11 protein-coding genes are annotated in these 11,800 nt (G+C 59.0%); 10 read left to right on the plus strand and 1 reads right to left on the minus strand.

What is annotated here, in order from left to right; genetic code table 11:
• Positions 1-40 precede the first annotated feature (40 nt).
• The 9 genes from BAR1_RS12690 to BAR1_RS12730 all read left to right on the plus strand — a co-directional run bounded on the left by BAR1_RS12690 (position 41) and on the right by BAR1_RS12730 (position 9,194).
• Positions 41-1,198: a putative manganese transporter gene (locus tag BAR1_RS12690; RefSeq protein WP_118943356.1), complete on the plus strand. Its 1,158-nt coding sequence runs from the start codon at positions 41-43 to the stop codon at positions 1,196-1,198.
• Positions 1,199-1,258: 60 nt separating this feature from the next.
• A complete protein-coding gene (locus BAR1_RS12695; protein WP_118943357.1) occupies positions 1,259-1,636 on the plus strand; it encodes a MerR family transcriptional regulator in 378 nt (125 codons plus the stop codon).
• A 208-nt stretch (positions 1,637-1,844) separates the two neighbouring features.
• On the plus strand, positions 1,845-2,249 hold the full coding sequence (locus BAR1_RS12700) for a MerR family transcriptional regulator (protein ID WP_118943358.1): 405 nt from the start codon (positions 1,845-1,847) through the stop codon (positions 2,247-2,249).
• A gap of 27 nt (positions 2,250-2,276) precedes the next feature.
• On the plus strand, positions 2,277-4,055 hold the full coding sequence (locus BAR1_RS12705) for an acyl-CoA dehydrogenase C-terminal domain-containing protein (RefSeq protein WP_118943359.1): 1,779 nt from the start codon (positions 2,277-2,279) through the stop codon (positions 4,053-4,055).
• Positions 4,056-4,147: 92 nt separating this feature from the next.
• Positions 4,148-4,360, plus strand: coding sequence for a hypothetical protein (locus tag BAR1_RS12710; RefSeq protein ID WP_118943360.1), 213 nt, complete (start codon positions 4,148-4,150; stop codon positions 4,358-4,360).
• A gap of 283 nt (positions 4,361-4,643) precedes the next feature.
• Positions 4,644-5,300, plus strand: coding sequence for a glutathione S-transferase family protein (locus tag BAR1_RS12715; RefSeq protein ID WP_118943361.1), 657 nt, complete (start codon positions 4,644-4,646; stop codon positions 5,298-5,300).
• A complete protein-coding gene (locus BAR1_RS12720) occupies positions 5,297-6,508 on the plus strand; it encodes an acetyl-CoA C-acetyltransferase (protein WP_118943362.1) in 1,212 nt (403 codons plus the stop codon). The genes BAR1_RS12715 and BAR1_RS12720 overlap by 4 nt, the downstream gene beginning before the upstream one ends.
• Complete coding sequence (locus BAR1_RS12725) at positions 6,508-6,993, plus strand: cupin domain-containing protein (RefSeq protein WP_118943363.1); 486 nt, start codon at positions 6,508-6,510, stop codon at positions 6,991-6,993. The genes BAR1_RS12720 and BAR1_RS12725 overlap by 1 nt, the downstream gene beginning before the upstream one ends.
• On the plus strand, positions 6,990-9,194 hold the full coding sequence (locus tag BAR1_RS12730) for a 3-hydroxyacyl-CoA dehydrogenase NAD-binding domain-containing protein (RefSeq protein ID WP_118943364.1): 2,205 nt from the start codon (positions 6,990-6,992) through the stop codon (positions 9,192-9,194). Before BAR1_RS12725 ends, BAR1_RS12730 begins: the two co-directional genes overlap by 4 nt.
• A 74-nt stretch (positions 9,195-9,268) precedes the next feature.
• Here the strand turns inward: BAR1_RS12730 and BAR1_RS12735 are convergent, their stop codons facing one another.
• Positions 9,269-9,916 (minus strand): sulfotransferase family 2 domain-containing protein, encoded by a 648-nt coding sequence (locus BAR1_RS12735; protein ID WP_118943365.1) that lies wholly within the window; start codon positions 9,914-9,916, stop codon positions 9,269-9,271.
• A 126-nt stretch (positions 9,917-10,042) separates the two neighbouring features.
• Between BAR1_RS12735 and BAR1_RS12740 the strand changes: the two genes are divergently transcribed.
• Complete coding sequence (locus BAR1_RS12740) at positions 10,043-11,671, plus strand: AMP-binding protein (RefSeq protein WP_118944478.1); 1,629 nt, start codon at positions 10,043-10,045, stop codon at positions 11,669-11,671.
• Positions 11,672-11,800 lie beyond the last annotated feature (129 nt).

The following is an 11,800-nucleotide window of genomic DNA, read 5'->3' on the forward strand; positions in this document are numbered from 1 at the left end:
CCATAGGGATATTGTCAGGAATAGAGTCGGAACACCCGTTATGACCACCCAGACCGCAAAACTTGGCCTTCCCTCGCGCAGCCCCTATGCGCTGCTGTTGCGGCTGAATCCCCTGAAAAACATGCGCACCGTGATTGTTCTGACATTGGTCATTCTGGCGCTTTGGCCCGGCGAACTGGGGCAGGTCACACGCAGCATGATGCATGATGCCTTTGTCGGTGTGTCGGTGTTTGTCGCGGCTACGCTGATGCTGGTCTACGGCAGCGAGAAACTATTCAACGTCAATCTGGGCGATTTCCTGCGCCGCCAGACCCGCCTGCAAATCCCGATCGCCACATTGCTGGGCATGTCACCCGGCTGTGCGGGGGCGATTATTGTCACCTCGGCCTATTCATCGGGCAATGTGACGCTGGGCGCGCTGGTGGCGGCCCTGACGGGCACCATGGGCGATGCCGCCTTCCTGCTGATCGCCACCAAACCGATGGCTGCCGCTGTGGTGATGCCGTTATCTTTGGTGGCCGGCATTATAACCGGCATGATCGTGGACCGCTTTCACAAGAAACAGATCCCCGGACGCGCCTGTACCACCTGCGCCATAGGCCCCAGCATCCCGCACATCCGCCATCGTGATATCATGTTCGGCCTTGTTGCCCTGCCCGGTCTGGGTCTGGGCCTGCTGGATGCGTTTCAGGTCACCCCCTCGCCATTGATGGCCACCATCGGCACCATCATCGCGCTGACGGGTATGGCGCTGATCCTGCTGATCTGGCTGGTGTCCCCCGTACTGGCCATTTCCAATCCCGAAGACCCCGCCCTAACCCGCATGACCGAGGAAACGTCCTTTATCACCATCTGGGTGCTATCCGCCTATCTGGGTTATGCCTATCTGGATGCGTTTTCGGGCCTTGACCTTGCCGCCCTGTTTTCAACCGTTGCCATCGCCATGCCGCTGATTGGTGTGCTGATCGGCTTTATCCCCGGATGCGGGCCGCAAATTCTGGTGACCACACTGTATATCAACGGCGTGGTGCCGTTTTCCGCCCTGATCGCCAATGCCATCGCCAATGACGGCGACGCCCTGTTCCCTGCCATCGCGCTGAACCCCAAGGCCGCACTGCTGGCCACGATCTATACATCCTTCCCCGCGCTGGTACTGGGGTACGCCTTCTATTTCTTCGCCCCCGGTTTTTTGAACTGACCCCGATTGCATCACGCCCCCGCATTGGTTTACCCTGCCCCTGCAAGGAGCCGTGAAACCATGTCCGATACCCAACTAAGCTTCAAAGAGATGTGCGCGAAATTCGAGGTCACCCCGCGCACCTTGCGGTATTACGAATATATCGAGCTGCTAAGCCCCGAAAAGGAGGGCCGCACACGCCTCTATGGCCCGCGCGAAGTGGCCCGTATGGTGCTGATCCTGCGCGGCCGCCGGTTCGGTTTTTCACTGGAAGAGATTCGCCAGTGGCTGGAGATTTACGAGCAGGAAGGCACCAAGGCACAACTGGAAACCTGGGTGAAAATGGCCAACCGGCAACTGGATGCCCTGCAAGAGCAACGTAAACAACTGGACGAATCAATTTCCGAACTTGAAAAATTACGAGATGGCGCGACAGACGAGTTGAAGCATAAAAAATAGGGTAAGGAATACCTTACCTTCGGCAAAATCGCGCCCAAGCAGCCGGAATATTTTATTTCAAATGCCGCTACGTCATATTTCCTGACGTTTCGTCATACGCAATGTGACGCCACGTTACGTTTACGTTCGCGTAAAGCATGGTTGTAGTATCGGTATGTGATCCGCATGTGGTGCGCATTAGCAAGTGCATTAGAAAAGGGATCGCGCCATGAAAGATGATGACGCAATGACAATTCGACAGATGTGTGAAGAATTCGGCGTAACCGCCCGCACATTACGCTTTTACGAGTCCAAAGAACTCCTTTCGCCTATCCGCGAAGGGCAAAAACGGCTGTATACCAACCGCGAACGCGCCCGATTGAAACTGATCCTGCGCGGCAAACGTTTTGGCCTTGATCTGGAGAAAATCCGCCAGATCCTGAACCTGTATGACATGGGTGACAAGGGCCAGACGCAACTGATACATTCGCTGGAAGTTGCCAGAGAACGCTATGTTGAATTGACCCAGCAGCGTGATGAATTAATACAGGCACTGGAGGAATTGGACGGATTGATCAAATGGGGTGAACGGGAAGTAAAGGCCCGACGCACCAAACAGACCACGGCCGCCTGACCACCTAAACAACCGGGAGAGACCCACATGCCAAGTTACACCGCTCCGATCAAAGATGTTCAGTTTCTTTTGCATGACCTGCTGGATGTCAGCCACAACGACATCCCCGGTTATGACGAACTCGAAGCCGATTTCACCGGCGCGGTACTGGAAGAAGCCGGCAAAGTGGCAAGCGAGGTTCTGGCCCCGCTAAACCCGGTTGGCGATGTCGAGGGCTGCAAACTGGAAAACGGGCTGGTGTCCACGCCCACGGGTTTCAAGGATGCTTTTGAGGTAATGAAAGAGGGCGGCTGGACCGGTCTGGATTGCGATCCGGACTATGGCGGTCAGGGCATGCCCTATGTGCTGAACACCGCGGTCGGCGAGATTTTCTCGGGCGCCAATCAGGCATTCACCATGTATCAGGGCCTGACCCACGGGGCCTATTCCGCCATCCACGCCCACGGCACGGACGAACAAAAGGCAAAATTCCTGCCCAAGATGGTGACCTGCGAATGGACCGGCACCATGAACCTGACGGAATCCCATTGCGGCACCGATCTGGGCCTGATGCGCACCAAAGCCGTGCCGCAAGACGACGGCAGCTACAAGATCACCGGCGAAAAGATCTTTATCTCGGCCGGCGATCATGACCTGTCGGAAAACACCATCCATCTGGTGCTGGCGAAAATTCCCGGCGGGCCGGAGGGCATCAAAGGCGTTTCCCTGTTCATCGTGCCAAAATATATCGTCAAGGACGACCGCTCGCTTGGCGATGCGAACGGAGTTTCGGTTGGCAGCATCGAGGAAAAGATGGGCATCCACGGCAATGCCACCTGTGTGATGGTCTATAATGACTCCACCGGTTACTTGCTGGGGCAGGAACACAAAGGCATGCGCGCCATGTTCACCATGATGAACGAAGCCCGCATCGGCGTTGGCATGCAGGGGCTGGCACAGGCCGAAGTCGCCTACCAGAATGCGGTGATCTACGCCAAGGACCGCCTGCAGGGCCGCGCAGTTACCGGCGCTGAGAACCCCGACGGGCCGGCCGACCCGATCATCGTGCACCCCGACGTGCGCCGCAACCTGATGGACCAGAAAAGCTTTGTCGAAGGTGGCCGCGCGTTCCTGCTGTGGAGCGCCAACCTGATCGACCGCACCGTGCGCGCCGACGACAAGGAAGCCGACGGGCTGGTTTCCCTGATGACACCGGTTGTCAAAGGCTTCCTGACCGACAAGGGCTTTGACATGACTGTGCAGGCACAACAGGTGTTCGGCGGCCACGGCTATATCGAAGAGCACGGGATGAGCCAGTTCGTGCGCGACGCACGCATCACTCAGATTTACGAGGGCGCCAACGGCGTTCAGGCGCTTGACCTTGTGGGCCGCAAACTGGCGCAGGACGGGGGCAAACATGTAATGGCCTTCTTTGATATGGTCAAAACCTTCATCAAGGAAAACGCGGAGGACGAGGCGCTGAAGGCCGATTTCCTCGAGCCGCTGAAACAGGCCAGCAAGGATTTGCAGGGGGCAGGGATGTATTTCATGCAAAACGGCATGACCAACCCCAACAACGCCCTGTCCGGTTCCTATGATTTCATGCACCTGTTCGGTCACACCTGCCTTGGCCTGATGTGGGCGCGCATGGCCAAAGCCGCCAATGCGGCGCTGGCTGCAGGTGCGTCCGATACAGCCTTCTACGAAACCAAACTGGCAACAGGGCGCTACTATATGGCCCGCCAACTGCCCGCCACCGGCATGCATCTTGCCCGCATCCAGACAGGGGCCGATACGGTGATGGCATTGGATGCCGAAGCGTTCTAGACTGTGAACAACGCTCCAAGGGAGGAGCACTCACGGCTGGTGGTCCCGCATATGGGGTGCGGGGCCACCACACGACACTCAGGGGGAATAAAATGCCAAAACGCCTGCGCCTGACCCGCCGCTTTCCGGTCGCCATGTCCGAAGACGGCTATCGCCGCCTGCGCAGCTTTGCCAAAGAAGCCGGGCTGGACGAGGGTGAAGCCCTGTCATTCTTGTTTGAAAACTTCAACAGCGTGATTGACCACGACAACCTGACCCATCGTTTGCGCCTGTTCAATTCCGAACTGGAGGCCCGTAAACGGTGAGGATTTCGAGGGGGGAAATGCCGGATCGCCTCCGGCGGAGGTATTTAGGGCAAGAAGAAGGGGCAAACGGATTGACCCCGCTTCGGCCGGCACATCTGGCGGGGCGTCGCGGGGCCTTCTCCTTGCGCGGTCATCGGCTCCTCAGCCTGTACCGCACGCATCTATCTGAAGCATTAACCTTAATATATTCTTACCGCCCCCCTTCTTCTTGCTGCAAATACCTTGGGGGTGCGGGGGTGAAACCCCCGCTTGGGCCGGTAGGGCAAACAACGGGGGCAGCAATATGACAATCCGGCTTTACTGTTTTGGCGAAAGCGGCAATTCCTACAAGGCGGCGCTGGCACTGGAATTATCCGGTCTGGGCTGGGAACCGGTCTATGTGGACTTTTTCAACGGCGAAACCCGTAGCCCCGAATTCCGCGCCCTGAATGAAATGGGCGAAGCGCCCGTGATGGTCGATGGCGATCTGGTTTTGGCCCAGTCCGGTGTCATTCAAGATTATGTGGTGGAGAAATCTGGCAAACTGGGCGTCGCCACACCCGAGGAACGCCGCGAAATTCTGCGCTGGACGCTGTGGGACAATCACAAACTGTCCTCGCCCGCCGGCATGACGCGGTTCCTGATCCATTTCCTGCCCAAAGACAAACAGCCACAGGGCGTGATCCCCTTCACCCAAGCCCGCCTGAACGCGGCCTACAAAACCCTGAACCAGCATCTGCAAAACCGCGACTGGGTCGCCGCCAATCATCTGACCATCGCCGATCTGTCCTGTTGCAGCTACCTTTATTACCCCGAACCTTTCGGGTTCGAGCGCAAGGACTGGCCCCACATCGACGCCTGGCTAAGCCGCATCAGCGACACGCCCGGCTGGAAACACCCTTATGATCTGATGCCCGGCAGCCCCGCTGACCGCGCAAGCCAAGAAGGAAAAACCACATGACCGAAGCCTATATCTATGACGCCGTCCGATCCCCCCGTGGCAAGGGCCGCAAGGATGGTGCGCTGCATGAAGTCACCGCCGTTCGCCTGTCCGCGCAAATCCTGAACGCGATCAAAAACCGCAACAATCTGGATGGTCACGCGGTCGAGGATGTGATCTGGGGCAACGTCACGCAGGTCATGGAACAGGGCGGCTGCCTTGCCCGCACTGCCGTTCTGGCCTCGGAACTGGACCAGTCGATCCCCGGCCTTGCCATCAACCGTTTCTGCGCCTCGGGCATGGAGGCCGTGAACCTTGCCGCCAACCAGATCAAGGGCGGCGCCGGCGAGGCCTATATCGCCGGCGGTATTGAAATGATGGGGCGCGTGCCGATGGGCAGCGACGGGGCGGCGATTGCGGTTGATCCCAGTGTCGCCATGTCCACCTATTTCGTGCCGCAGGGCATTTCTGCCGATCTGATCGCCACCGAATACGGCTTTACCCGTGAACAGGCCGACGCGCTGGCGGTGGAAAGCCAGATCCGCGCCAAGGCCGCTTGGGATGACAACCGGTTCGCCAAATCCATCATCCCGATTGTGGATCAGAACGGCCTGCCTATTCTGGACCATGACGAATACATGCGTCCTGGCACCACCACCGAGGCACTGGGTGCACTGAAGGCGAGCTTCAAGGATATGGGCGAGGTCATGCCCGGCTTTGACAAGGTTGCGATCATGAAATACCCGCATCTGGAACGTCTGAACCACATCCACCACGCGGGCAATTCCTCGGGCATCGTTGACGGTTCGGCCGCGCTGTTGATCGGCAACAAGGAATTCGGCGAAAAGCACGGGTTGAAACCCCGCGCCCGCATCCGCGCCAACGCCAAGATCGGCACCGAACCCACCATCATGCTGACCGGCCCCGTACCGGTGACCGAAAAAATCCTGCACGACAACGGCATGAAAATCAGCGACATTGATCTGTTCGAGGTGAACGAGGCCTTTGCCGCCGTAGTGTTGCGCTTTATGCAGGCTTTTGACGTGGACCCGGCAATCGTCAACGTCAACGGCGGCGCCATTGCGATGGGTCACCCGCTGGGCGCAACAGGCGCGATGATCGTTGGCACCGTGCTGGACGAACTGGAACGTCAGGACAAAGAAGTCGGCATGGCCACGCTTTGTATTGCGTCCGGCATGGGCGTTGCCACCATCATCGAGCGCGTCTGATGCCTGTGATCAAGATCAACGAACTGCCGCTGGTCAAGGGCAGTGAAAGCATCGGCTATCCGCCGCCCCACGACAAGGGTTGCGATCTGTACGAGGCCGCCGCACTGGGCGAGGCCGCAGGGCTGACCCAGTTCGGTGTGAACATCGAAAAGCTGTTGCCCAGCGGCATGTCATCGCAACGCCACTGGCATGAAAACGAGGACGAGTTCCTGTATGTGCTGAGCGGCGAAGTGGTGCTGGTCGAGGACGACGGCGAACACATACTGACCGAAGGCATGGCAGCGGGCTGGAAGGCGGGCGACAGTAATGCCCACCACCTGATCAACCGCAGCGATGCGCCTGCCTATTACCTGATCATCGGCACGCGGGCCGACAGTGACACCTGCCATTACCCCGATATTGATCTTCACTACACACGTCGAAACGGTGAGCGCCAGTTCAGCCACAAAGACGGCACACCTTATCAAGAGGACGAAACCAAATGAGCGATTTTTCCTATTCAGTAGACGCAGATGGCATCGCCACCATCACATGGGACACCAAAGGCAAATCCATGAATGTGATGAGCATTCAGGCCTTTCAGGATCTTGACGGTCTGATCGACAAGGCGCTGGCCGATGATGCCGTCAAAGGCGTGGTTATCACATCCGGCAAGGAAGGTTCCTTTGCCGGCGGCATGGATCTGAACATCATCGCCAAGATGAAGGACGACGCAGGCGAAAACCCCGCGCAGGGGCTGTTTGACGGTCTGATGCAGATGCACGCCATCCTGCGCAAGATCGAGCGCGCAGGGATGGATCCGAAAACCAACAAGGGCGGCAAACCGATTGCCGCTGCCCTGCCCGGCACAGCACTTGGGATCGGCCTTGAACTGCCGCTGTCCTGCCACCGCATCTTTGCCGCCGACAACCCCAAGGCCAAAATCGGCCTGCCGGAAATCCAGGTCGGTATTTTCCCCGGCATGGGCGGCACCACGCGCCTTGTGCGCAAGATGGGCGCGATGGCCGCAAGCCCGCTGTTGCTGCAAGGCAAGCTGAACAACCCCAAAGCCGCCAAAATGGCCGGCGTGATTGACGAGGTGGTTCCAGCCGACGAATTGCTGGCCAAAGCCAGGGAATGGGTTTTGAGTGCCAAGGATGCCGATATCCTGAAACCGTGGGATGCCAAGGGCTATAAAATGCCCGGCGGCGCGCCTTACCACCCTGCCGGCTTCATGACCTTCGTTGGTGCTTCGGCCATGGTGAACGGCAACACTTGGGGCGTCTACCCCGCCGCCAAGGCGCTGCTGTCGGCTGTTTACGAAGGGGCGCTGGTGCCCTTTGACACCGCAATCAAAATCGAGGCGCGCTGGTTCACCAATGTGATGATGAACCCGTCCTCGTCCGCCATGATCCGCAGCCTGTTCATCAACAAGGAAGCGCTGGAAAAAGGCGCCAACCGCCCCGATGTGCCGCCGCAACAGGTGAAAAAGCTGGGCGTATTGGGTGCAGGCATGATGGGTGCCGGTATCACGCTGGTTTCCGCCATGGCCGGAATCAAAGTGGTGCTGATCGATCAGGATCAGGCCGCCGCCGACCGCGGCAAGGATTACACCGCCACCTATATGGACAAGGGAATCGCCCGCAAAAAGGCCACGCCGGAAAAGAAAGAAGCGGCGCTGAACCTGATCACCGCCACCACCGACTATGCGGCGCTGAAGGGCTGTGACCTGATTGTCGAGGCGGTGTTCGAAGACCCCAAGATCAAGGCCGAAGTCACCGCCAAGGTCGAAGCGGTGGTAGGCGAGGGTTGCATCTTTGCCACCAACACCTCGACCCTGCCAATCAGCGAGCTGGCCAAGGCCTCCAAACGGCCCGAGCAATACATCGGCATCCACTTCTTTTCGCCGGTTGAAAAGATGCTGCTGGTCGAGATCATCAAGGGCAAGGAAACCGGTGATGTGGCCGTGGCCAAGGCGCTGGATTTCGTGCGCCAGATCCGCAAAACCCCGATCGTGGTCAATGACGCGCGCTTCTTCTATGCCAACCGCTGCATCATCCCCTACATCAACGAGGGCATCCGCATGGTCAAAGAGGGCGTCGCGCCCGCGCTGGTGGAAAACGCCGCCAAACTGGTCGGGATGCCGCTGGGACCGCTGCAACTGGTCGATGAAACCTCGATTGATCTGGGCGTGAAAATCGCCAAAGCCACCCGCGCCGCGATGGGCGATGCCTATCCCGATGGCGCGGTGGACGAGGTGCTGTTCTGGATGGCCGACGAGGGCCGTTTGGGCCGCAAAACCAAGGCCGGTTTCTATGCCTATGACGAAAAGGGCAAGCGGCAGGGGCTGTGGGACGGTCTGGCGGCGAAGTACCCGCTGGCGGACGTGCAGCCGGACGTGCACGAGGTGCAACACCGTTTGCTGATGGCGCAAGTGCTGGAAGCCGTGCGCGCGCTGGATGAAGGCGTGCTTGAGGACATCCGCGAAGGCGACGTCGGCGCGATCCTCGGCTGGGGCTTTGCGCCTTGGTCGGGCGGGCCGTTCAGCTGGCTTGATATGATCGGCGAAGCCAAAGCCGTCGAGATTTGCGACCACCTGACCGAAACCTACGGCGAGCGGTTCAGCACACCCGACCTGCTGCGCGAAATGGCCGACAAGGGCGAGACCTTTTACGGGCGGTTTGGCAAGGATGCCAAGGCAGCCTGAAACGGGCCTGCATGAACAGAAAACAGCCCTTCCCCTATGGAAAAGGGGGAGGGGCACGTTCGGGCAAAGGGTTTTCAGAACACATAGCCGAACCGCGCAATATCCCCGGCACAGATTTCGGCCACCATGCGGGCGTCGGCATCACTGTAATAGCGTCGGTAATCCGCATCCCGGCTGGAGCTGTTCACCACAGGTATCCACCCCAGTGAAAACCCCAGATGCTGCTCTAACGGGGCCAGATCCTGCTGTAGATGTTCCAGCCGGATATACAGATCACAGCGCTCCATCCCCGCCTTGTCATACATGAATTGACGGTACGACCCCGTGCGCACCGTCCGTCGCGTATGTTCGTCATTCAGAAACCCGCTGAAATCCAGCCGCTGCGCCAGACCCACCGCCGGATGGTCAAATGTCTGGCCCCGCAGCCAATGGTAATAGCTGACCAGCCGGTCCCAAGGGTTACGCACCAGAGTGAAGGTAAAATACTCCTCGATCTGGTCCTGTGTCACCAGCCCGTAAATATCCGCCAGCCGCGAATGTTTCCACAACCGCCCGCTGGTTTGCACCCCTTTCAGACGGCGGCGGCGTTGCACCGCTTTGGGGGTGTCGCCGATCAGGATATCATTCTTTTTCACCCGCCCTTCCAACGCCAGTGACAGTGCGGTGCCGCCGGTTTTGGGGATGTGGACAAAGATATATTTGCGCCCGTGCGAAATGATCATGCGATATGGTTACCCGATCCGGCTATTTTGCACAGCGGGAAAATGGCCGGCCTGCGCGGAAATCCTTTGCAATTTGCGCCCGCAACCGCATTATTCGCGGATCATATCGTAACGGGAGGGAAAACGATGGGATGGCTGGCTGACGAAACCGGACTGGACAAATGCGCGGCGAATTTTGTGCCGCTGACCCCGCTGTCCCACCTGCGCCGCGCCGCGCGTGTTTACCCCAATCACGAGGCGCTGGTTTACGGCGATATCCGCCTGACCTACCGGCAGTACCATGACCGGATCAGCCGTGTTGCCTCGGCGCTGACCGACATGGGTCTGCAATCGGGCGATGTGGTGGCCACCCTGCTGCCCAACATCCCCGCACAGGCCGAAGCCCATTTCGCCATTCCAGCCACGGGGGCCATTCTGAACACCATCAACATTCGGCTGGATGTGGACACGGTGGCCTATATCTTTGACCACGGTGGGGCGAAATTCGTGCTGGCCGATACCGCCTTCCTGCCGCTGGCCGAAGCCGCAATCGCGGCAATGGAGGGCCAAGGCCCCGTCATCATCGAAGTCGCCGACCCGCAGGCCGGCCACCCCGCCAGCGGGCGCCATATGGAATACGAGGATATTCTGGCCAAGGGCGACCCCGCGTTTGACTGGGTGATGCCGCAGGACGAATGGGAAAGCATCGCGCTGAACTATACCTCGGGCACCACCGGTCGGCCCAAGGGCGTGGTCTATCACCACCGCGGCGCCTATTTGCAGACGATGGGCATGGTGATCAGTTGGCAAATGGTGCTGCACCCGCGCTATCTGGCCATCGTGCCGCTGTTCCATTGCAACGGTTGGTGCCACACTTGGATGATGCCGGTGATCGGCGGCACGGTTGTCTGCCTGCGCGATGTCACGCCCAAAGCGATCTATCACGCGGTCAGCGTTGAAAAGGTTACCCATTTCGGCGGCGCGCCGATCGTGCTGAACATGATCGTCAATGCACCCGACGAGGACCGCCTGCCATTCGATCACCGCGTCAGCGTGCTGACCGCCGGCGCGCCCCCCGCCCCCGCCATCCTGAAGAAAATCGAGACCTGCGGCTTTGACGTGATGCATGTTTACGGGCTGACCGAAACCTATGGCCACGTCACCGAATGTTACTGGAACGAGGTCGAATGGGGCACCCTGCCCGAGGACGACAAAATCGCCATCAAGGCGCGGCAGGGCGTGGCCAGCCCGATGATGGATGATGTCACGGTGATGGATGAAAACATGGGCCAGATCCCGATGGACGGGGCAACACAGGGCGAAATCATGCTGCGCGGCAATGCGGTGATGAAAGGGTATCTGAAGAATCCGCAAGCCACGGCCGAGGCGTTCGCCGGTGGCTATTTCCACTCGGGTGACATCGCGGTGCAGCACCCCGACACCTATTTCCTGATCTCGGATCGGGCCAAGGACATCATCATTTCCGGCGGCGAGAATATATCCTCGGTCGAGGTCGAGGGCACGATCATGCACCACGACGCGGTCAGCCTGTGTGCCGTGGTCGCCAAGCCCGACGACAAATGGGGCGAGGTGCCTTGCGCCTTTGTTGAATTGAAAGAGGGGGCAACAGCCACCGAGGATGAAATCATCAAATTCGTGCGCAGCCATCTGGCCGGTTTCAAAACCCCCAAACAGGTGGTGTTCATGGAGCTTCCCAAAACCGCCACGGGCAAGATCCAGAAATTCGAACTACGCGAAATGGCGAAGAAACTGTAAGGCGGGGTTCACCCCGCCCCCGCCTTTTCCATCGCAAAAAGCTTCGAGCCTTCCCCCACCCCACAACCCGCATTGGCAAACCGCCCCTCTTTGCGCTATCATTGCCGCAATTGATAACGAGGCACCCGA

The sequence above is a fragment of the Profundibacter amoris genome, assembly GCF_003544895.1.
GTDB lineage: Bacteria > Pseudomonadota > Alphaproteobacteria > Rhodobacterales > Rhodobacteraceae > Profundibacter > Profundibacter amoris.

Coding starts and splice junctions, on each gene's coding strand:
- BAR1_RS12690 (WP_118943356.1), top strand. CDS start 41: ATGACCACCCAGACCGCAAAACTTGGCCTTCCCTCGCGCAGCCCCTAT.
- BAR1_RS12695 (WP_118943357.1), top strand. CDS start 1,259: ATGTCCGATACCCAACTAAGCTTCAAAGAGATGTGCGCGAAATTCGAG.
- BAR1_RS12700 (WP_118943358.1), top strand. CDS start 1,845: ATGAAAGATGATGACGCAATGACAATTCGACAGATGTGTGAAGAATTC.
- BAR1_RS12705 (WP_118943359.1), top strand. CDS start 2,277: ATGCCAAGTTACACCGCTCCGATCAAAGATGTTCAGTTTCTTTTGCAT.
- BAR1_RS12710 (WP_118943360.1), top strand. CDS start 4,148: ATGCCAAAACGCCTGCGCCTGACCCGCCGCTTTCCGGTCGCCATGTCC.
- BAR1_RS12715 (WP_118943361.1), top strand. CDS start 4,644: ATGACAATCCGGCTTTACTGTTTTGGCGAAAGCGGCAATTCCTACAAG.
- BAR1_RS12720 (WP_118943362.1), top strand. CDS start 5,297: ATGACCGAAGCCTATATCTATGACGCCGTCCGATCCCCCCGTGGCAAG.
- BAR1_RS12725 (WP_118943363.1), top strand. CDS start 6,508: ATGCCTGTGATCAAGATCAACGAACTGCCGCTGGTCAAGGGCAGTGAA.
- BAR1_RS12730 (WP_118943364.1), top strand. CDS start 6,990: ATGAGCGATTTTTCCTATTCAGTAGACGCAGATGGCATCGCCACCATC.
- BAR1_RS12735 (WP_118943365.1), bottom strand. CDS start 9,916: ATGATCATTTCGCACGGGCGCAAATATATCTTTGTCCACATCCCCAAA.
- BAR1_RS12740 (WP_118944478.1), top strand. CDS start 10,043: ATGGGATGGCTGGCTGACGAAACCGGACTGGACAAATGCGCGGCGAAT.